Here is a 20,400-nt window from a genome sequence, read left to right on the forward strand (position 1 = left end):
GTCTACCGGACTTTGGAAACCGCGAATGTGCGTCTCGACCGATCCGACGGGAGCAACGGGGCGATGCCGGACTCTATCCGCTCGATCGTCGAACGCTTCCCCGAGCGCGAGCTCGAGCTCTATCGACGCTGCGCGCGGGATGCACGGTTCCGGGCGGTCTGCGCCGATTATGAAGAGGCGTCGGCCGCGCTGCTCCGCTGGCAAAACGTTCCGGCGACGGGGCCCGGCAGGGTGGACGAGTATCGCCACCTGCTCGCCGAGCTCGAGGTCGAGATTCTCGCCCAACTCGAAAGGCCGGCCTGAGCGTTCGGGTCGCCTCCCAAAACAACAATATTTTCATGGAGAATGACATGCCGAACACCCCAAGACGGGGCCGAGCCAGCGTGCGCGCGTGCGTGCCGGTGCTCGCTCTCGCGATCGGCACGTTCGCCGTCGCGCCGGCGTTCGCCCAGAAGTCGACGCCGGACACCGGCGCGGCGAGCGAGGCCAAGCCGAACATTCTGCTGATCGTCTCCGACGATACCGGGTGGGGCGATCTCGGCCCTTATCTCGGCGGCGGTGCGCGGGGTATGCCGACGCCGAATTTCGACCGGCTCGCCGATGAAGGGATGACCTTCACCAACTTCTACGGACAGCCGAGTTGCACGCCGGGCCGCGCCGCGATCCAGACGGGCCGCATTCCGAACCGCTCCGGCATGACGACGGTCGCCTTCCAAGGCCAAGGCGGCGGGCTGCCGCACGCGGAGTGGACCCTCGCCTCGGTGCTCAAGGAAGCCGGCTACAAGACCTATTTCACCGGCAAATGGCACCTCGGTGAATCGGACTATGCGCTGCCGAACGCGCAGGGCTACGACGTGATGAAGTATGCCTTCCTTTATCACCTCAACGCCTACACCTACACCGATCCGAAATGGTTCCCGGGGATGAGCCCGGAGCTGCGCGAGATGTTCACCAACGTGACGAAGGGCGCGCTGTCGGGCAATGCCGGCGAGGAGGTCAAAGAGGACTTCAAGGTCAACGGCCAATATGTCGACACGCCGGACCAGGGCGTCGTCGGGATCCCCTTCCTCGACAAATATGTCGAGAGCGCTGCCGTCGAGTTCCTCGAAGACGCGGCGAAGGACAAGAGCACGCCGTTCTTCATCAACGTCAACTTCATGAAGAACCACCAGCCGAACATGCCGGCGCCGGAGTTCGAGGGAAAATCGATCTCCAAGTCCAAGTACGCGGATTCGGTGGTCGAGCTCGATGCCCGTGTCGGCAATCTCCTCGAAAAGCTCGATGAGCTCGATCTCGCGGACAACACCGTCGTCTTCTACACGGTCGACAACGGCGCCTGGCAGGACGTCTATCCCGACGCCGGCTATACGCCGTTCCGCGGCACGAAGGGCACGGTGCGCGAAGGCGGCAACCGGGTTCCGTCGATCGTCCGTTGGCCGAACAAGGTCGAGGGCGGATCCGTGAACGACGACATCAGCGGCGGGCTCGACCTCATGGCGACCTTCGCCTCGATCGCCGGCCAGGACCTGCCGACGAACGACCGCGAGGGTGAGCCGATCATCTTCGACAGCTACGACATGACCCCGGTTTGGACCGGCAGTGGTCCGTCACCCCGCAAGGAGTGGTTCTATTTCACCGAGAACGAGCTGTCGCCGGGCGCCGTCCGCGTCGACAACTTCAAATACGTCTTCAATCTGCGCGGCGATGACGGGGCGCAGACCGGCGGGCTGGCCGTCGACACCAATCTCGGTTGGAAGGGGGCGGAGAAGTATGTCGCAACCGTTCCGCAAGTTTTCGACCTTTTGGCCGACCCGCAAGAGCGTTATGATACGTTCATGACGAACTTCGTCGAACACACTTGGGCGCTGGTTCCGGCCAACGAGGCCATTGCCAAGCTCATCAAGACGTATGTGCAGTATCCGCCGCGGAAGCTGCAGAGCGAGAGCTACACGGGGCCGATCACGCTGACGAACTATCAACGGTTCCAGTGGGCGCGTGAAGCGCTTGCGAAAGACGGCGTCAATATCGGGTTGCCGACCGGAAACTGAGCCGGCGGACACATGCGGCCTACGGGTCGCCTTTCGGGCCGCACGTCGGCCCGAATCCCTGATGCGCCAACGGATCGAGGAGATATCTGATGCCGCTTGCAACCATGGTCCGCAGGCTCGCGTGCCTTGCCGCGATCCTCGTCACCGCCGCGCCCGCTTTGGGCGCCGACGATCCGCTCCCCTCCTGGAATGACGGGGCCAACAAGTCGGCGATCGTCGAATTCGTGGAGGCGGTGACGCGCGAAGGCGGCGCCGATTACGTGGCGCCCGCCGATCGCGTCGCCACGTTCGACAATGACGGCACCCTTTGGAGCGAGCAGCCGATGTATGTGCAGCTCGCCTTCGCGCTCGACCGGGTGAAGGCGCTGGCGCCCGAGCACCCGGAATGGACGACGACGGAGCCGTTCAAGTCCGTCCTCGCCGGCGATATCGCAGGCGTCGCGGCCGGCGGCGAGAAAGCCGTCCTCGAATTGATCGGCGCCACCCATGCCGGGATGAGCACCGACGAATTCGACACGATCGTGTCGGACTGGATCAAGACGGCGAAGAACCCGAAGACGGAGAGGCTCAACACGGCGATGATCTATACGCCGATGGTCGAGCTGATCGACTATTTGAAGGCCAACGAGTTCGAGGTTTTCATCGTGTCGGGCGGCGGGATCGCCTTCATGCGACCCTGGACGGCGAAGGTCTACGGGATCGAGCCGGAGAACGTCGTCGGCTCGTCGATCAAGCTGAAATACGAGGCGGGCGAGGCGGGGGCCGCGCCGTCGATCATGCGCCTCGACGAGGTCGACTTCATCGATGACGGGCCGGGTAAGCCCGTCGGCATCGTGAACCATATCGGCAAGCGCCCGATCGCCGCCTTCGGCAACTCCGACGGCGACTTCGAGATGCTGGCCTGGACGACGAGCGCGCCGGGCCGCCGCCTCGGCATGATCGTCCATCACGACGACGCCGCACGCGAGGTCGCCTATGACCGGCAGTCTCATTTCGGCAAACTCGACCGCGCGATGGATGCGGCGCCGGCAGAAGGCTGGCATCTCATCAGCATGAAGGACGACTGGGCGACGATCTTTCCCGCCGACTGATCGGACGACCGCGAAAGCGGCGGTCGGCGGCGTCAGTTTGGGCAAGGGCCGGCGCGACCGGCCTGCGCCGGGCACGGAATGCGCCGCGGACGGGCCGGAAATGCCCCGTCCGCTCGCAGCTTGCTACCTCTGAGTGTTTCCCCTTCGGCTCGGCCCGCGATATGCATAGGCCATCCTGAGTGCCGTCTCGGTGGCCGCCTCGGCGCGGTCGCCCTCGGAGCCCGTGGGAGCGACGCCTGGTTGTGAAACCGGGTTGGGACGCTTCCGGCCCCGCCCTGGGGCCGTTGTCGGTCGATATGATGACCGCCGGGTTTTGTGAGCACCTTGGCCCGCGCCGCCATCCGTCGACGGCGTGAGCCTATGTGCTCGTCCGATCGGCCCGTGCGCCCGATGGGTGGCGGACCACGGAGCACGACGTTTCGTTTCCGAAGCGACGCGCTCGCGGCGCTCGAGTGCGACGGCCGCGCGCCTGCCTTGCGGGTGCGGCCGCGCGATGGGGCGCGCGTCGGACGACGCGCGGAGCCTCGTGGCGCGGGTCGTCCTTCCCCGAAGCCGACGGTCCGGCCGTGGCGACTGCATCCGATCCGCAGCCGCCGGTCCGGACCCACGACGAGGAACGAATGAACAAACATCAGACCGCCACCGCCGGCGAGCGCGTGGCTGCGGACCGCCTTTATTGGGATCCCGCGCTGGAGACCCAGAGCCGGGCCGAATGGGACGCGATGAAGCTCGACCTTTTGAAGAAGAGCCTTCATCACGCCTACGCCAACGCGCCCTATTATCGTCAGCTCTTCGACGAAGCGGGGCTGAGCCCGGACGACGTTCGCAGCTTCGACGATCTGCGCCGCTTTCCGACGATCAACAAAGCCGTCCTGCGCGAGCGGCAGGAGGCGGCGCCGCTGCTCGGCGATCTCGCCGCGGTGCCCGAGGAGGAGGTCGTCTATGTGTCGGCCTCGTCGGGCTCGACCGGCGTTCCGACAGTCTCGCCGTTCACTGCCGAGGATTTCGAGGAGTGGATGGACTATGAGGCGCGCCAGTTCTGGTCATCCGGCCTGCGGCCGTCCGACCGCTATGCGCACTCGCTGAATTTCTCGCTCTTCATCGGCGGGCCGTGCGTGCTCGGCGCGCAGAAGATCGGTGCGCTTTCGATCCATGCGGGAACCGTCCCATCGGAGCGTCTCCTGTCGATCCTCCAGACCTTCCAGGCGACCGCGATGTGGACGACGCCGTCCTACGCTTGGTATCTCGGTGAGACCGCCGCCAAGCACGGGATCGATCCGAAGAAGGACCTTGCGATCAAGCGCATCTTCGTCGCCGGCGAGCCGGGCGGCTCGATCCCGGAGACGCGGGCGCGCATCGAGGCGCTCTGGGGCGCCGACGTCTACGACTATTACGGCCTGTCCGACATTTTCGGCGCTTGCGCCGGGATGTGCGAGGCGAAAGACGGCCTCCATTGGGCCGAGGATCATATCCATGTCGAGGTGATCGACCCGGAGACCGGGGCGCATGTCGCCCCCGGCGGACGCGGTGAAATGGTCCTCACCACGCTGAAAAAGCGGGCCCGGCCGCTGATCCGGTTCCGCACCGGCGACATCGTCTCCTTCTCCGAGGAAACGTGCACTTGCGGGCGCACCAGCATGCGCCTGATGGGCGTTCACGGCCGGCTCGACGATATGCTCGTGATCCGCGGCGTGAACATCTTCCCGTCCGACGTCGAGGCGATCATCCGCAAGGATCACGACTTCACGGGCGAATATCGCCTGGTGGTGGAGCGCGAGAACCATCTCGACACGCTGATCGTGGAGGCGGAGCGCATTCACGGCTTCAACGGGACCGACGCGGAGCTCGCCCAGCGTCTCAAGGACCACATCAAGGCGACGACCGGGGTGGGCGCGAAGGTGTCGATCCTCGCGGCCGACACGCTGCCCCGTGCGACGCACAAGGCAAAGCGCGTCGAGGATCGTCGCGGTCAGGTCTGGACCGAGTAGCGGCGACGCGCTGCCGATCGGGCCGTCCCCGCTGCGTGGGGACGGTCAGACCCGGCAATCGATCCGGGCGAACGCCGCGTGGTTCGGGTTGTAGCCAAGGCGGGGCGCTTGCGAGACCTCGTCCGTCATGACGGGCGAGGTGACCTTGTCGAGCGTGAGGGATTTCCACCCCTCGTGCGCTCCGCTGGACTGCCGCCGCGGACCTGCCACACGCTCGCGTGCGGCTCGTCCTGCCGGGTGTGGCCGACGATGTGGACCTCGACCACGCGGTCGGCACCCTCATAATGGAGAGTGACCCGCCGAGCATGGCGGAGCGCGGTGCAGAGCACGCGTGCGACAGGTGTCACGAGCATTTTTCCGCAAAAAAAATCGAAAGAGACGACCCATTTGAGGGGCGATTGTACGGTCACCCCGTCCTAGCATCATCTCGGATCTGTCGCGTTGCGTATCGACGGATCGATCTATGCGTAAATTCTATGATCTAGTGTTGCGTCATACTCTTGTTGTTTTCCGCGCCCCGTCGTGGTCGACGTGTCGGCCGCGACGGGGATGAGGGCGATCAACGGAAGAGGCTCACGAGCTTCTTCATGATCGGTGGCCGTTTCTGCTCGTCGATCGCGATGGAGTCGATCACGAGTCCGACTTCGCTGATCTTCCCCTCGGCGTCGAGCGCGCGGACGACGACGTCGAACGCGCCGAGCGACATGCGGTCGCCGATGTGCGGCTGGCCGTGAAATTCGCGATGCAGCATGTCGCCGAGCGTCCGGTCGGGCGGGCCGGTGAAGGACAGACCATATTCGCGGGCGAATTCGCCGATCGTCGTCTTCGGCAACAGCGAGAGCTCGCCGAGCACCTCCCGCTCGTCGACGCCGCCCGGCGAGGTGTAGACCTTGTCGAGGAAGGCGACCTGGCGCGGCGTCGAGAACAGATAGACCTGATCGTTGGCCTTCAACGGGCCCGCATTGTGAACCGAATAGGTCCTCCCATTGCGGATGATGATCAGCGGGCGGGCCCATCGCGGAATGCGTGTGCCGGTCGCGACGGCGCTTTCGGGATGAATGCGATAGCCGACGAGCTCGATCTCGGCGCGGCCTGGCAGCTCGATCTGGACACGGTTCATCATGCCGGGCGTCGGCGGCACCAGCAATTTCAGCCAGCGGGCGGCGCGCGCGATCGTCCACCCCTGAACGATCAGCGAGATCAGCACCATGATGAAGACGACGTTGAAGAAGAGGAGTCCGTCCGCCATGCCGCCGAGCCCCGGCAGGATGGCGAGCAGGATCGACACCGCGCCCCGCAGGCCGACCCAGCCGATGAAGAGCACTTCACGCGGGGTGAACCCGTAAGGGAGGAGGCAGAGCCACACCGCGAGCGGACGCGCGACGAAGATCAAGAGAAGCGCGAGCGCGATCGACGGCGCGGCGACGATGCCGAATTGCGAGGGGGTCGCGAGGAGCCCGAGCGTCAGGAACATGCCGATCTGGGCAAGCCAGGTGAGACCCGACTGGAAGCGCCGAACGCGACTGGCGAACCGGATCTGCCGGTTGCCCGCGACGACGCCGGCCACGTAGGCGGCCACGAAGCCGCTGCCGCCGAGGAGCCCCGTTGCGGAGAACACGACGAGCGAGGCGGCGACCGCCGTGATCGGGAAGAGGCCGGCTTCGAGATTGCCGAGCCGGTTGAGGAGGGAGGCGATCCCGATCCCCCCGACGACGCCGATCACGCCGCCGACACCGATCTGGATGACGAAGTCGCTGAGGAGCGCCCAGCCGAGTTGCGGCCCGCCTTCGCCGGCCGAGATACCCGATCCGACCGCGAAATCGACGAGCGTCGCGGTGAGGAAGATCGCCATCGGGTCGTTGGCGCCGGATTCGATCTCGAGTGTCGATTTCACCCTGTCGCGCAGTTTCGTCCCGCCGACGCGTAAGAGCAGGAAGACGGCGGCGGCGTCGGTGGAGGCGACGATCGCGCCGAGCAGTAGGCCTTCGATCCAACTGATGTTCAGCAGATAATGTGCCCCGACGCCGACAAAGGCCGTCGTCAGCACGACGCCGAGCGTCGCAAGGGTCAGCGCCGGGGCGGCGGCGACCTTGTAACTCGAGAGAGGCGTTTCAAAGCCACTGTCGAACAGAATGATCGCAAGGGCCAAAGAGCCGACGAAATAGGCGGCGCCACCGCTGTTGAACTCGATGCCGAGCACACCGTCCTCGCCGGCGAAAAGGCCGATCGCGAGGAAGATGAGAAGCAGCGGTGCGCCAATGCGTTGGCCGATGAGGCTCGTCAGCGCACTCGCTGCAATCAACCCCGCACCGATCAGGATTGCAAGGTTCATGGCGTCGAACATGGTCGCGTGGGTCCTGCCGCTCGGATCTCGTTGGTCGGGTGAATGCGCTGGCTGGGCAACGCGTCGGACTCATCCTAACGGGATGATGCGCGACTTCCCATATGGCGGGTCGGCGCAGGCGGCGATGAATGCCTGATCCGCGGTCGAAAGTGCTTGCCGTCGGATTCGACGGTCTCGCAGCTCGCGGATGGGGGGCCGCTTGGCGACGGGGTGCTCCGGTCGTGGGGCCTGACCGACCTCGATCGGGTCTTGCCGCTCCGCCTGGTGGGCGCCGACGATGGGGCGCTGCAGTCGTCCGGTAAGGGGCGCGGCGACCCTAGGGGCGCCGCTCCCGCTTCGCATACACCGTCCGGTTTGCGCCGGTCGGTTTGCCCCACTCCACCGTATTCGGAAGACTGGGTGGAAGCGATTACTTCGCTTCGTCTTCTTCCATCTTGGCGTCGCTGGAGTCGCCCGAGGACTCGGACAGGCTTTCGTCGAGCGATTCCATGCCCGAATCGGCCGGCGCTTCGTCAGCAGCGGCGGTGCCTTCTTCGATGGGGCGCTCGGCCTCATCTTCGTCCATGTGCGCGTCAGCCGCGTCGCCGGACTCTTCGGAGATGCTTTCGTCGAGGGATTCCATGCCCGAAGATTGCGCATACACAATCCCCGGCGAAAGCAGAAGAGCGAGAGCGAGCGCGAGAATGCTCATGTTCTTCATAAGCTATGCTCCTTATTTGAGTGAAATATTTTGAGACTTTTCCTTAACGGAATTCAAGTCGCGGCGGGTGAAGGTATTCGCTATCCTTCAGAGGCAATCATACAGAGATTTCCCCTATGAGTCAAGGCGATAGCGATTAAAATATCCCATTTGGGATATTGAATTGACGATCGAGTGTCCAAATGGGGTGAATTCGTTCTGCAAGTCTCAAATCGGTGTTGCGACAATTTTATATAATGATTGCAACCAGATGACATTTGCATGGCGCTTACGGCAGCGATTTCAAGGCGAGCAGATCTCATATCATGCTTCCAATGATCGGAACGTGACATTGAGTGAATGGCGAGTGAACTGAAATTTTTCAATATTCTAAAGGCGTGACTTCAGCGCTGGGAGTCAGCTTCATCTAAGATGTGCGGCAGGCCTCGTGCGCTCCGTGTGCGAGAAAGATTGACGTCATGTGAATGTTGCGGGTCGCGAAATCTCGATCGGCAGGTGCGATACGCGTTCGGGCCGCGGAGAGGTCCGCCGCCCGTGCATTCCCGCCGCCACGTGTTGATCCGCGGGGCGGGCCGTCCCACACTCCGCCGCGTCATGAGGGGCGGAGACGCCGAGGCGGCAGGCCCGTCCAGTCGGCGGTTCTCGCGTGTATGGGGCGCGTGTGCGTGCTGATCAGTCATCGGAAGGCGTTCATTTTCCTCAAGACGCGCAAGACCGCGAGCACGTCGTTAGAGGTGGCGCTCGAGCCCTATTGCCGGCCGGAGGGGGCTGCGCCGCCGGACCGCCGGACGGGAGAGGTCGTCACCGAGGCGGGGATCGTCGGCGCGCGGGGGCCTGGGGCGGAGTCGTGCAAGTTCTACAACCACATGCCGGCGCGGGCGATCCGCAGCGCGATCGGTGGCCGGATGTGGAAAGACTACACCAAGGTTTCGATCGTCCGTAATCCTTATGACAAGGCGGTATCGTGGTTCTGGATGCAGCTTTCGCCCGGTGATCGGCGGGCCTGCCAACACGATTTCTCGCTTTGCCGGCAGACCTTCAACGCTTGGCTCCGTGCGAAGCCGCGGCTGCCGGACGATAAGCCGATCATCACCATCGCGCGCAGCGATGTGGTCGACGTCATGCTCCGCTATGAGCAGCTCGAGGCGGATTTTGCCGCGCTTCTCGGCCGGCTCGGAATTGGCGACCCGATCACCCTCCCGCGGCTGAAGGCCGAGACGCGGGTCCGCCCCGAGCCGTTTGCGCAGTATTACGACGCCGCGGGCGAGGCCATCGTCGCGGCGGCCTACCGCTACGAGATGGCCCGCTTCGGATATGCGCGGCTCGATGTCCGCGCGGATGCCGGGCCGTCCTAGAGGCACGCCTTTATTCCGGATTGTTTCCGTAGATGAGGCGCACAACGTCGACCTGGCGGTGCACCTTCATCTTCTCCCGCACGCGGGCCATGTAGCTGCGCACCGTGTGGGCTGTGAGGCCCGTGACGTCGGCATAATCACGCAGCGACTGGCCGCTCGCGAGGGCGATCGCGAGCCGCGCCTCGGCATTGGTGAGGCTGAACTGGTCCTGGAGCTCCTTCTCGTCCGGAAGCGTCGGGCCGGCCTCCTCTCGCACCCGCACGAGGAGGCGGATGGGGCTGTCATTGTCCGGCACCCGCGCGATCGTGACGATCAGCGGCCGAGCGCCGTTGCGACGATGGACGGCGAGCGTTTTTGGTGCCGATCGGCGGATCTCGTTGGGCCGGGAGGGGACCTTGAGGAGGGCGGCGAGCGCCTTGCGCGAGGCGAGTTCCGTGGCGTGAAGCGTCGTGTCGCGGAGTGCGATCCCGTCGCGTTCACGGACGAGCTTGGCGGCGTGCGCATTCATGAAGCGCACGCACCCCGTGGCGTCGAGCAGCATGACCCCTTCGTCGAAGGCGTCGAGACTGGCGGATAGGCCATCGTGAAGGGGCGCCTCGTTGGGCGCACGTCCGCTGTGGCTCGCAACGTGTGCGGCATGGAAAGTCACGGCGTTTCAACCTTGTTCTTGTCTCAGACGAGGCGGTGAGGGACCGATCAGGCAGCAAGCGAGGGTTCGGCCGCCCCTCGGGGCGCGGCCGTTGCCGCCGGCGGAAGCGTCATGACGGGGGTGCCCCCGCCGCGACGGTCAATCGCGAAGACGCGAGGGGGCGCATCGATCGTGCGGCACGTGTGGGGCGTGCTCTGGGATCGACGCAAGGTTATGGGATGGCGACCACGATGGATCGAAGAACCGGGCGGTTCTTGTGTGATGCCGCGCGTCAGCGGTCAAGAATTCAGACCGAATTGGCCATAGGGAATCAATATTCGTCAAAAATACGATCCTTTTGGTCAGAGGAATACGATACGCAACATCCTTATTATGGGATGTAGCTATGTCTGAAACGAATGACCATACGGAGCGGTATTAAATTTAGGTAATTGCGTGCAGGAGTCCTCGTCGTCGTGGTGGCGACGACCTGCGATGAGCCGAAGGCTCGTACCGAATTCTGTGTAAAATCGGGGAGCGCCGGTCGAGGCGGCATCGCCACACGCGCGAGGGCGCGTGTGGCAGGCGCTCAGGCGCTCAGGCGCTCAGGCGCTCAGGCGGACAACCGCTTCGGTCAGCACACGGGCGCCGTCGGCGAGATCGCCGGGTTCGGACGATTCGGCTTCGTTGTGGCTGATGCCGCCGGCGCAGGGGACGAAGATCATCGCCGTCGGGCAGACATAATGAAGCTGCCGGGCATCGTGTCCGGCGGCGGAGTAAATCGCCATGTGATCGATGCCGAGATCGGTCGCCACCTCGTCGAGGAGCGTCGTCAGCGTCGCGGGAAAGTCGAGTGAGGGCGAGGTCGCGATCTCGCGGGTCTCGACACCGCACGGGCCCTTCCGCGCCTCGGCGATCGGGCCGACCATATCGCCGAGCCGCTTCAAAGTCGGCCAGTCCGGGTGGCGAAGATCGACCGAGAAGAAGGCGTGCGCGGCGACGACCGACGGCGCGTTCGGCGCGATCTCGAAGCGGCCGACAGTGAACTTCACGATATCGTCCGGATCGGCGAACGCCTCACGCAGTCCGTCGACGATATCGATCGCCGCGAGGAGCGCGTCCTTGCGCTTGCGCAGCGGCTCGGTGCCCGCGTGCGCCTCTTCGCCGGTGACAGTGACGCGGAAGCGGCGCGAGCCTTGAATCCCGGTCACGACGCCGACGGGCTTGCCCTCCGCCTCGAGGATCGGCCCCTGCTCGATATGCGCCTCCAGGAAGGCGTGGACGGGAAAGCCGAGCGGGATCTCCGGCACCTGCGGGAAGGCGGCGGCGACACGCTGCACCGCCTCCGCAACGCTGACGCCTTGATCGTCGGTGACGGCGAGAATGGTCTCGAGCGGCTTCGTCGCGGTGAAGGCCTCCGAGCCCATCATGCCGGGGGCGAAGCGCGAGGCCTCCTCGTTCATCCACGCGACGACGATGACGGGCCGGCGCGGCTCGATCCCAGCCGCCCGCATCGCCTCCACCACCTCGAAGGCGGCGAGGACGCCGAACGCGCCGTCGAACTTGCCGCCGGCCGGCTGCGAATCGATATGCGAGCCGGTCATCACCGGGTCGAGATCGGGCTCGGAGCCTTCCATGCGGAAGAACAGGTTGCCGATCGCGTCGGTGCTGACCGCGAGGTCGAGCGCGGCGGCCCACGCGATCAGCGTTTTGCGGGCGGCGATCTCCTCGTCGGACAGAGCGAGACGGCACACGCCGCCTTTGGAGAGGGCGCCGTGCTGGGCGAGCTCCATGTGACGCGCCCAAAGGCGCGCCTCGCTGACATGCTGGACGGCCGCGCTCGTCATGACGTCTTCATGATTTCGCTGGGGGCGGAGCGCGGGTCGCGGGCAAGCCAGCGGCCGGCCTCGACCTGGGCGATGAAGTCGGCCACGGAGCTGTTGAAGCGGTCGGGCTCTTCGAGATTGATGGTGTGGCCGGTTTTCGGCAGGATGAGCAGGCCGGAGGCCGGGATCACGCGCTTCATGTAAAGCGCCGGCTGGAGGCAATGATCGTCCTCGTCACCCGAAACGATCAGCGTCGGTACGTCCATCGCCTTCAGCGCGTCTTCGAGATCGTAGAGCGAGGGGCGGTGCATCTGGACGCCGCGCATGGTGTTCGCCGCGCCCTTGGAGGAATGCTCGCCGAGCATCCGCACGAACTCGGCGTGGCCGCGCGGATCCTTCACGAGGAAGGGGATGCGCGAGGCGGCCATGCCGTAGATCTTGGAGAAATTCTCCGCGCCCATGGATTCGAACTGACGGGCCACCTCTTCGGAGACGCCGCGGAAATAGTCCTCGAACGCCTTTTCCGCGCCATAGCCGGCGCCGGCGACGGTGAGCGAAAGGGCGCGCTCGGGATAGGTGAGGCCGAAATGGACGGTCGCGAAACCGCCCATCGAAAGGCCCACGATGTGCGCCTTGTCGATCCCGCAATGGTCCATCACGGCGGCGATGTCGGCGGTGGCGCGGGCCTGGGAATAGGCCTCGATCGCTTCGGGCACCTCGGACGGCGGATAGCCCCGCGCGCCGTAGGTGACGACGCGATGGCGACGCGAGAAATAGCGCATCTGCGCTTCCCACGAGCGATGGTCGCCGCCGAACTCGTGCACGAACACGATCGGGGTGCCTTCGCCCGCGCTTTCGACATGGAGACGCACGCCGTCGTCGGTGGTGGCGATGCTCGTCCCTTCGGCCATCACGTCCTCCTCAGACGATCGAGTTGCGCGAGACGATCCCGCCGTCGATGGTCAGGATCGTGCCGGAGGTGTAGCCCGACCGATCGCTCGCGAGGAAGAGCATCGCGTCCGCGATCTCCTCGACCTTCGCCATCCGGTGGAGCGGGTAGCGTTCGAGAAGCTCCTCCCAGCGATTTTCGTCGCCGAACCAGTCCTTGGCCCGCTTGCGCAGGAGCTTCGGCATCCGCTCGGTGTCGACCGGGCCGGGATTGACGCCGACGACGCGGATCCCGTCGGCCGTCAGCGACTTGCCGCCCAGCGCACGCGTGAAGGCCATCAGCGCGGCGTTGCCGGTCGAGCCGCAGATATAGTCGGCGTCGAGCCGCTCACCGGCGTTGCCGATATCGTTGATGATGACGCCGCGCCCCTCGGGCTTCATCTTGGCGTAGACCGCGCGGCACAGGTTGATATAGCCGTGCACCTTGAGATCCCACGCCGCGCGCCAGGTCGCCTCGTCGACCGACCAGAGGTCGCCGCCCGGAATGGCGCCGGCATTGTTCACGAGCGCATCGACGAAGCCCACCGTATCGGCGAGCGCCTCGGCCGCGCCGGCGACCGAGAGGTCGAGCGGATGCAGCGTGACATCGACATCGTGAGCGGCGGTGATCGCCACCTTCACGGCGTCGAGATTCGTGGTGGATCGCGCCGTCAGATGCAGATGGCAGCCCTCGGCCGCGAAGGCACGCGCGGCGGCCGCGCCGATCCCTTGCGAGGCTCCCGTGATCAGCACTGTGCGGCCGCTGAGACCTAGATCCATTCTCTCTATCCTTAATCGTTCGGCGCGCCGGCCGCGGGCAGGCGCGCTGCCGCTCTAGAAGAGGGCGATGTCTTCGTTGATGCCGCGCGCTTCCTCGACCGCCTCGGGCAGGAGGCGGCAGAAGGCTTCGACCCATTCGGTCGGAACGGAGACGGAGACCTTGATGAACCGGTCGCCGAATGTCTTCGTGTGGTACGAGCCCTGCCGGATCATGATGCCGTGCCGCGCCATCACCGCGCAGAGCGCTTCGGGGCGGACGCCGGCGCCGACGGTCTCGACCACGAGGAAATTGCCGTTCGACGGGAAGACCGGAATGCGGAAACCGGACAGCGCGTCGAACGCCTCCTTCACGAGGCGCTGATTGCCGCGCTGGTTCTCGAGAATGCCCGGAAACCAACGCGATTTCGCTTCGAGCCCGGCGAGGGCGCCGCGCTGGGCGAGGATCGACGAGCCGAGATTGTTGGGCGGCGCGGCCGCGAGGGTCTCGATCACGTCGGGTGCGGCGACGAGCGCGCCGACGCGCAGGCCCGCAAAGCCGAGCCACTTCGAGAAGCTCCAGGTGGTGATCGTCTTCTCGGGATAATGCAGCGCCGCGAAATGGTGGTCGAACGCGAAGTCGCGATAGGTGCAGTCGTGGATGAGATAGGCGTCGACGGAGCGCGCGATCTCGGCGATCTCGGCGATCTCGGCCTCGGTCTGGGTGCTGCCGATCGGGTTGTTGGGATCGACGATGTAGATGACCCGCGTGCGCTCGTCGACGACCTCGCGCAGGCGCTGGGGGTCGAGACGGAAGCCGTATTCGTCGCCATAGATCGGGAGCTGGATGACTTCGGCCCCGGCGGCGCGGGCGAACGACATCGGCCAGGCCCAGGTCGGATCCGTGGTGATGAAGCGATCACCCGGCCGGCAGAAGGTGTGGCACACATGATAAAGGCCGGACACCGCGCCGTCCGTCACCATCGCCTCCATACCGGGAAGGCCGAGATCGGCGACGATGCCGGCGCGCAGCGCTTCGAGGCCCAGCGGCGGGGCGTAGGCGTGGAACTCCTCCTTGTCGAGGCAGCGCACCATCGCCTCCCGAACGCTCGGGTCGACCGGATAGTGGTTCGTGTTCTGACCGAGCCACTTGAGGCCCTCGGTGTTTACAAGCCTATCGAAATGCCTGTTGCGGTCGGCGGATGTCGTCACGTCGTGCTCCGTGTCTCTCACGAACCAAAGTGCCATCCGTGGTATGCCAGATAAAGCCTAAAAATGCAGCATCGAGTGCTTAAAAGTTTTTCTTGGATACCAGACTAGTCAAAGTCACACTCATGTGGTCGGATCCGACTGATCGTAGCGTGCCAGACCAGCAACCATGGCACGCGCTGATGGGACGGATCGCCTGCAGCAAAGAGACAGGGTCGGAGGGACTTTGATGATGAAATCGATCACCAAGCGCGCGCTGATGGCGGGCTGCGCGTTCGCCTTTGCGGCGGGCATCGTGGCGGGACCCGCCGCGGCGCAGGATTTCCCGGACGGGCCGATCACGCTCGTCGTCAACTGGCCGGCCGGTGGCGGTGGTGACCGTGCGGGACGCCTTCTCGCGCAATATGGCGAGAAATATGCCGGTGTGCCCATCGTGGTGAACAATATCGACGGCGCTGGTGGATCGACGGGCGTTCGCTTCGTCGCCGAGGCCGAGCCCGATGGTCAGACCGTGGGCATCTTCGGCTCCAGCATCGTCGCGCAGCAATATATCAACCCGAATGCGCCGGCCGTCGCCGACCTCGCGCCGATCTCCTTTTTCGGTCCTGATCCCGGCGCCCTCGAAGTCCGCGCCGATACCGGCATCGAGACGCTCGAGCAGTTCATCGCCGCGCTGAAAGAAAATCCCGGCTCGATCAAGAACGGGAACGACGCGCCGGGCGGCTGGTCCTATGTCGTCGCCGCGCTGATCGAGAAGGCGGCCGACGTTCAGATGACGAAGGTGCCCTATAAGGGCTATTCGCCGACCGTCGCCGCGATCATGTCGGGTGAGATCCAGTCGGCGACGCTGCCGGTGCCGCAGCTCGTCGATCAGGCGAAGGCGGGCGACATCAACATCCTCGCCGTCACCGCCGACGAGCGTCACTTCATGGCGCCCGAAACGCCGACCTTCAAGGAAGAGGGCATCGACCTCGTCGCCGGTGACTGGCGTGCGGTGTTCGCGCCCGCGGGTGTCTCCGACGAGGTGAAGGCGAAGCTCGAAGAGATCTTCACGAAGACGGTCGAAGATCCCGAGTTCCAGGAAGCGGCCAAGAATGTCGGCTTCGTGATCCAGCCGAAGGGCGCCGAGGAGACCGGCACCTACATCGCCGCGTTCGACGAGAATTATTATCCCGTCCTGCTCGACGCCGGCCTCGTGAAAGCGAATCAGAAATAACACGCGAGGAGAGGCGGCCGGTGGCCGCCTCTTACGACCTCGAACGCGCGGTGAGGGATGAATGGACGATGAGGCGAACGAACGGGATCTGACCGTCGAATTCGGGGTTCCCGTCTTCTTCGGCCTGTGGGCCGTGATCGGCTGGTGGGCGATCCTCGGCGATTCCTATGTGTGGACCGATTTCGGGCTCGACCCCGGCCCGGTCCTGATGCCGGTCCTCGTCCTCTCGTTCCTGTCGATCGGCGCGGTGATCATGTTCGCGCGGGCGGTTCTCCTCACACTCCGGCGCGATGGGCGCTTCGAAGGCCGGATCTTCCGCAATCTGTGGATCCCCGCGGTCTTCGCCGGCAGCGTCCTCCTCATGGTGCCGGTCATGTACCGGATCGGCTTTCTCGCCACGGCGCTGATCTTCGCGTTCGGTTGGATGTGCGTGCTCGCCGAAGCCTGGCACGGCAACTGGAAGCGCCGCCTCCTGATGATCGTGATCGCGAGCGCGGTCGGCGTGGGCCTCCTCACTTACATCTTCGCGGAAGTCATCCGCGTGCCTCTTCCCTGAGCGACGACGCGGGATCTCATGTACGGCGATTTTCTCGGCCACCTCACCGGCGTTCTCGGTACACCCGAGCTGATTGCGCTCAGCGCGATCGGCGCGATCCTCGGGATCGTGCTCGGCTGCCTTCCCGGCATCTCCTCCACGATGTCGCTCGCGATCCTTCTGCCCGTCACCTACGCGATGGCGCCCGAGGCGGCGATCGTGTTCCTGATCGGTGTCTTCTCCGCCAGCGTCTATGGCGGCTCGATCTCGGCGATCCTTCTCAATATTCCGGGTACGCCCGGCGCCATCGTCACCCAGCTCGACGGCTATCCGATGGCTCGCTCCGGCCGAGCGGGGGAAGCGCTGACGATTGCGCTCTTCTCTTCCACCCTCGGCGGCATCGTCGGCCTCCTGGTGCTGATGCTGATCGCGCCGCTCATCGTGGCGGGGGCGATGCAGTTCCGCAGCCCCGAATTCGCGGCGGCGACGGTGTTCGGCCTCACGATGCTCGCCTACGCCTCGCCCGGCTCGACCTTCAAGGGGCTGATGGCGGGTCTCGTCGGGCTCGTCTGCGGCATGGTCGGCTTCGATACCGTCACCGACACACCGCGCTTCACGTTCGGCACGACGCTCCTCGAAAGCGGCATCGATCTCGTTCCGCTGACGGTCGGCATTTTCGGCCTCGCCGAGGTGATGCGCACGATCGAGCTCGGCTCGGCGAAAACTGCGGCCGTGGAGCGGATCGGCCGTCTGATCCCGCCATGGCGTAGCCTGCTCGGGCTTTGGGGCTCGATCGGACGCGGCTCGATCCTCGGGGCGGTGGTCGGCGCGATCCCGGCGGCCGGTTCGGCGATCGCGGTCGCCGTGTCCTATACGCAGGAACAGCGCCTCTCCCGCCATCCCGAGCGCTTCGGCAAGGGCGCACCGGAAGGCATCGCCGCGCCGGAAGCCTCGAACAACGCCTGTGTCGGGGGCGCGCTCGTCCCGATGATGACGCTCGGCATTCCGGGCGACTCGATGACGGCGATCCTGATGGCCTCGCTGCTGATCCACGGGCTGCGTCCCGGCCCCATGCTCTTCGCCGACCGGCCGGATTTCGTCGCCGCCGTCTATGTCGCGCTGTTCCTGGCGCTGATCTTCACGTTGATCTTCGGCCTCGTCTTCATCCGGCAGATCGTGCGGCTTCTGCAGCTTCCGCCGAACATCCTACTCGTGATCGTCACGCTGCTCTGCTTCGTCGGCGCCTTCGCGATCCGTAACAATGTCGACGATGTCATCGTGATGGTCGCCTTCGGCGTCATCGGATTCATCATGACGCGGCTCAAGATCCCGATCGCGCCGCTTGCGTTCGGGCTGATCCTCGGGCCAATCCTGGAGGAGAATTTGCGCCGCGCGCTGATCGTCAGCGACGGGTCGTGGCTGGTCTTCGTGGAGCGGCCGATCTCGGCCACGCTGCTTGCGATCTCGCTTCTCGCGGTCCTTTATCCGATGATCTCGCCGTCCCTCAGAAAGGGGCTGAAGGTCGGGCGCGCCAAAAGGCTGAACGATGTCGAATGAGACCGGATCCCGCGCCGACGAGATCGTGAAGATGCTGGAGGAAGAGCTTCTCGCCGGCAGTCTCGCACCCGGCGAACGGCTCGACGAGCGCGGCCTCGCCGCCCGCTTCGGCACCTCCCGCACCCCGGTCCGCGAGGCGCTCCAGCGCCTGTCGGCGAGCGGCATCGTGACGGTTCAATCGCGCCAGGGGGCGTCCGTCGCCCAGCTCGATGTCGCCGACCTCTTCGATTCCTTCACCGTGAACGCCGAGCTCGAAGCGCTCGCCGCCAGTCAGGCGGCCCGGCGCATCCTGCCCGACCAGCGCGACACGATGGCTGAGATGCACAAGGTCTGCGCCGCCGCCGCCCGTGCCGGCGATCATATCGCCTTCAACGAGGCGAACGGCCGTTTCCACGCCGTCATCATCGCGGCGAGCCACAACCGCATCCTCGCCGCGCAGATCCGCACCGCGCAGCTCTTTACGGCGCCCTATCGCCGGCGCATCACCTTCCAGCCCGGCCGCATGCTCGTCTCGGTCGAGGAGCATCAGCGGATCGTCGACGCGATCCTCGCCAACGACGCCGAGAGCGCGGCCGGCGAGATGCGCCTTCACGTCAATCAGCTCGGCAACGGCGCGGGTGACGTTCTCCACCATCTGCGGATATCCTCGCGCGTCGAGCTCGCCGGCTGACATCCACATGATCGGCAGATCGCGACGCGGGCTCTGATGCTCGTGATCGCCGCGCCAGCGGTGTCCGACCGCAGCCGGCCTGGGGTGTTTCATTCCGCCGCAAGTCACATATTTCGGACCTTCAAATGAGGAGAGAGCCTCGTGACAGCCCCCGCCGGGCCGGTCATACTCGGCTCTGTTCAATTTGAAGTAGCCAATTCGTGTATGCGCATTTTACCGTCATCAGCCGAGTTTGGCCAAAGCGAAGGCTTTACAGAGGCAACTGATCTTTTCGGGCGTGCCGGTTTCGCACGCAGTCTGACCAATCTGATGCAGGACGAAGAGCCGCCTCTGATGGTCTTTCTCGATTCCCCGTTCGGCGCGGGGAAGACGACATTTCTCAAGATGTGGGCGGCCGAGCTGCGCCAGGCCGGCCACCCGGTCGTCTATTTCGACGCCGTCGCGCACGACCATGTCGAGAACGCGTTCATCGCCCTTGCCGCCGAGCTCGCCAGCCTCGCCCCGGAGGCGAGCGAACCCAACCTGCGCATCGTCGAGATCGCCGCGCGTGCCGGCCGGTTCCTCACCCGAGCCGAGGCGCCGCCCGCCCTTCTCGCGGCCGACATGCAAGAGGTGAATGCCCGTCTCGACAGGGCCTCGGCGCAAACGGACGACCTGACCGGCGATCGCGAGGCCTATGTTCGCCGCCTGATCGCGCAGCAGCCTGAAGAGCGCCGCGCTCTCGCCGGATTTCGCGACGGCCTCACCACCTTCGCCAAGGAGCTCGGCGAGACCGTGCAGGGCACCACGCCGCGGCATCCGCTCATCATCATCCTCGATGAGATCGACCGTTGCCGCCGTTCCTTCACGCTCGATCTCCTCGAGACGAGCCGCTATCTCTTCAGCGTCGCCAACATCCACTTCGTCCTCTCGGCGAACCACGCCTCGCTCGAGAACGCGGTGAGTGTCGCCTACGGCGCGGAGGAGAGCGACGGCCGCACCTTGCGCTCCTTCTACGACATCGCGCTGTCGCTGCCGGATATGGCCTTCACCTCCCACGCGACGCGCGTGCGCTATATCGAGGACGTCGCCCGCCGGCTCTCCCCGAACGGGCCGCGCGACCCAGACCATGCGGCAACGCTCGCGATGCTCGCCGCCGTCGCGGAGGTGCGGGCGTTCACCCCGCGCACGATCGAGCGCATCGTCACGATCTTCACCTATGGCCTCGCGATGACGCCGCGCACCATGTTGAAGCTCGCCCCCATCCTGATGGGGCTCAGCGTCATGAAGGTGTGCGACCCGAAGCTCTTCGAGCGGGCGAAGAGCGGTGCGTTGACCGCGGCCGATGTCGAGGCGGTCCTGCGTTTTCAGGACTGGCCGGAGGGCTATCGCGCCGAGGCCGGATCGGCCCCCGAATGGTGGATGTCGAGCGTCGACGGTGGTGGGGAAGGGGAGGGAACGTGGGACCGGATGCGCTCCGATCTCTTCTCTTATTATGTCCAGGACCGGAAGACGCTCATCCCATCGCTCGCCCGCAATATCGTGGAGCGCTTTCTGCCGGAGGAATGACC

17 protein-coding genes are annotated in these 20,400 nt (G+C 65.3%); 10 read left to right on the plus strand and 7 right to left on the minus strand.

Annotated elements, in window-relative coordinates:
- Positions 1–63 precede the first annotated feature (63 nt).
- From L1787_RS18390 to L1787_RS18405, 4 genes are all read left to right on the plus strand, one after another.
- Positions 64–303 carry a hypothetical protein gene (locus L1787_RS18390; RefSeq protein ID WP_235710574.1) on the plus strand — a complete coding sequence of 80 codons (240 nt, stop codon included), beginning with the start codon at positions 64–66 and terminating at the stop codon, positions 301–303.
- Positions 304–350: 47 nt separating this feature from the next.
- Positions 351–2,048 (plus strand): arylsulfatase, encoded by a 1,698-nt coding sequence (locus L1787_RS18395; protein ID WP_235710575.1) that lies wholly within the window; start codon positions 351–353, stop codon positions 2,046–2,048.
- A gap of 89 nt (positions 2,049–2,137) precedes the next feature.
- The gene (locus L1787_RS18400) at positions 2,138–3,139 is read left to right on the plus strand and encodes an HAD family hydrolase (RefSeq protein ID WP_235710576.1); all 1,002 of its coding nucleotides are present in this window, start codon (positions 2,138–2,140) and stop codon (positions 3,137–3,139) included.
- A gap of 620 nt (positions 3,140–3,759) precedes the next feature.
- On the plus strand, positions 3,760–5,127 hold the full coding sequence (locus L1787_RS18405; RefSeq protein ID WP_235710577.1) for a phenylacetate--CoA ligase family protein: 1,368 nt from the start codon (positions 3,760–3,762) through the stop codon (positions 5,125–5,127).
- Positions 5,128–5,686: 559 nt separating this feature from the next.
- On the opposite strand, the gene L1787_RS18410 is transcribed toward L1787_RS18405, so the two are convergent.
- Together L1787_RS18410 and L1787_RS18415 are read right to left on the minus strand one after the other, a co-directional pair.
- Positions 5,687–7,471, minus strand: coding sequence for a potassium/proton antiporter (locus tag L1787_RS18410; RefSeq protein WP_235710578.1), 1,785 nt, complete (start codon positions 7,469–7,471; stop codon positions 5,687–5,689).
- A 409-nt stretch (positions 7,472–7,880) separates the two neighbouring features.
- Entirely contained in the window at positions 7,881–8,171 is a 291-nt protein-coding gene (locus tag L1787_RS18415) for a hypothetical protein (protein ID WP_235710579.1), read from the minus strand.
- A 665-nt stretch (positions 8,172–8,836) separates the two neighbouring features.
- Here L1787_RS18415 and L1787_RS18420 point away from each other — a divergent pair.
- Positions 8,837–9,526, plus strand: coding sequence for a sulfotransferase family 2 domain-containing protein (locus L1787_RS18420; RefSeq protein WP_235710580.1), 690 nt, complete (start codon positions 8,837–8,839; stop codon positions 9,524–9,526).
- Positions 9,527–9,536: 10 nt separating this feature from the next.
- On the opposite strand, the gene L1787_RS18425 is transcribed toward L1787_RS18420, so the two are convergent.
- From L1787_RS18425 to L1787_RS18445, 5 genes are all read right to left on the minus strand, one after another.
- A complete protein-coding gene (locus L1787_RS18425) occupies positions 9,537–10,175 on the minus strand; it encodes a helix-turn-helix transcriptional regulator (protein WP_235710581.1) in 639 nt (212 codons plus the stop codon).
- A 584-nt stretch (positions 10,176–10,759) separates the two neighbouring features.
- Positions 10,760–12,001 carry a M20 family metallo-hydrolase gene (locus L1787_RS18430; protein ID WP_235710582.1) on the minus strand — a complete coding sequence of 414 codons (1,242 nt, stop codon included), beginning with the start codon at positions 11,999–12,001 and terminating at the stop codon, positions 10,760–10,762.
- Positions 11,998–12,891, minus strand: coding sequence for an alpha/beta fold hydrolase (locus L1787_RS18435; protein ID WP_235710583.1), 894 nt, complete (start codon positions 12,889–12,891; stop codon positions 11,998–12,000). The genes L1787_RS18430 and L1787_RS18435 overlap by 4 nt, the downstream gene beginning before the upstream one ends.
- A gap of 10 nt (positions 12,892–12,901) precedes the next feature.
- Entirely contained in the window at positions 12,902–13,687 is a 786-nt protein-coding gene (locus L1787_RS18440; RefSeq protein ID WP_235710584.1) for an SDR family oxidoreductase, read from the minus strand.
- Positions 13,688–13,741: 54 nt separating this feature from the next.
- Positions 13,742–14,875, minus strand: a complete 1,134-nt coding sequence (locus L1787_RS18445; RefSeq protein WP_235710585.1) for a pyridoxal phosphate-dependent aminotransferase — start codon at positions 14,873–14,875, stop codon at positions 13,742–13,744.
- 226 nt (positions 14,876–15,101) lie between these two features.
- Here L1787_RS18445 and L1787_RS18450 point away from each other — a divergent pair, with 226 nt between their 5' ends.
- From L1787_RS18450 to L1787_RS18470, 5 genes are all read left to right on the plus strand, one after another.
- Positions 15,102–16,088, plus strand: coding sequence for a Bug family tripartite tricarboxylate transporter substrate binding protein (locus L1787_RS18450; RefSeq protein WP_235710586.1), 987 nt, complete (start codon positions 15,102–15,104; stop codon positions 16,086–16,088).
- 61 nt (positions 16,089–16,149) lie between these two features.
- The gene (locus L1787_RS18455) at positions 16,150–16,644 is read left to right on the plus strand and encodes a tripartite tricarboxylate transporter TctB family protein (protein ID WP_235710587.1); all 495 of its coding nucleotides are present in this window, start codon (positions 16,150–16,152) and stop codon (positions 16,642–16,644) included.
- A gap of 18 nt (positions 16,645–16,662) precedes the next feature.
- The gene (locus L1787_RS18460; RefSeq protein WP_235710588.1) at positions 16,663–18,180 is read left to right on the plus strand and encodes a tripartite tricarboxylate transporter permease; all 1,518 of its coding nucleotides are present in this window, start codon (positions 16,663–16,665) and stop codon (positions 18,178–18,180) included.
- A complete protein-coding gene (locus L1787_RS18465) occupies positions 18,170–18,850 on the plus strand; it encodes a GntR family transcriptional regulator (protein WP_235710589.1) in 681 nt (226 codons plus the stop codon). The genes L1787_RS18460 and L1787_RS18465 overlap by 11 nt, the downstream gene beginning before the upstream one ends.
- 204 nt (positions 18,851–19,054) lie before the next feature.
- On the plus strand, positions 19,055–20,398 hold the full coding sequence (locus L1787_RS18470; RefSeq protein ID WP_255720632.1) for a KAP family P-loop NTPase fold protein: 1,344 nt from the start codon (positions 19,055–19,057) through the stop codon (positions 20,396–20,398).
- The last annotated feature ends 2 nt before the right edge of the window (positions 20,399–20,400 follow it).

Origin of the sequence: Acuticoccus kalidii, from assembly GCF_021556395.1 — a bacterium.
Taxonomy (GTDB): domain Bacteria; phylum Pseudomonadota; class Alphaproteobacteria; order Rhizobiales; family Amorphaceae; genus Acuticoccus; species Acuticoccus kalidii.

Coding starts and splice junctions, on each gene's coding strand:
- L1787_RS18405 (WP_235710577.1), top strand. CDS start 3,760: ATGAACAAACATCAGACCGCCACCGCCGGCGAGCGCGTGGCTGCGGAC.
- L1787_RS18395 (WP_235710575.1), top strand. CDS start 351: ATGCCGAACACCCCAAGACGGGGCCGAGCCAGCGTGCGCGCGTGCGTG.
- L1787_RS18400 (WP_235710576.1), top strand. CDS start 2,138: ATGCCGCTTGCAACCATGGTCCGCAGGCTCGCGTGCCTTGCCGCGATC.
- L1787_RS18455 (WP_235710587.1), top strand. CDS start 16,150: ATGGACGATGAGGCGAACGAACGGGATCTGACCGTCGAATTCGGGGTT.
- L1787_RS18465 (WP_235710589.1), top strand. CDS start 18,170: ATGTCGAATGAGACCGGATCCCGCGCCGACGAGATCGTGAAGATGCTG.
- L1787_RS18390 (WP_235710574.1), top strand. CDS start 64: ATGCCGGACTCTATCCGCTCGATCGTCGAACGCTTCCCCGAGCGCGAG.
- L1787_RS18415 (WP_235710579.1), bottom strand. CDS start 8,171: ATGAAGAACATGAGCATTCTCGCGCTCGCTCTCGCTCTTCTGCTTTCG.
- L1787_RS18450 (WP_235710586.1), top strand. CDS start 15,102: ATGATGAAATCGATCACCAAGCGCGCGCTGATGGCGGGCTGCGCGTTC.
- L1787_RS18470 (WP_255720632.1), top strand. CDS start 19,055: ATGCGCATTTTACCGTCATCAGCCGAGTTTGGCCAAAGCGAAGGCTTT.
- L1787_RS18435 (WP_235710583.1), bottom strand. CDS start 12,891: ATGGCCGAAGGGACGAGCATCGCCACCACCGACGACGGCGTGCGTCTC.
- L1787_RS18460 (WP_235710588.1), top strand. CDS start 16,663: ATGTACGGCGATTTTCTCGGCCACCTCACCGGCGTTCTCGGTACACCC.
- L1787_RS18440 (WP_235710584.1), bottom strand. CDS start 13,687: ATGGATCTAGGTCTCAGCGGCCGCACAGTGCTGATCACGGGAGCCTCG.
- L1787_RS18410 (WP_235710578.1), bottom strand. CDS start 7,471: ATGTTCGACGCCATGAACCTTGCAATCCTGATCGGTGCGGGGTTGATT.
- L1787_RS18430 (WP_235710582.1), bottom strand. CDS start 12,001: ATGACGAGCGCGGCCGTCCAGCATGTCAGCGAGGCGCGCCTTTGGGCG.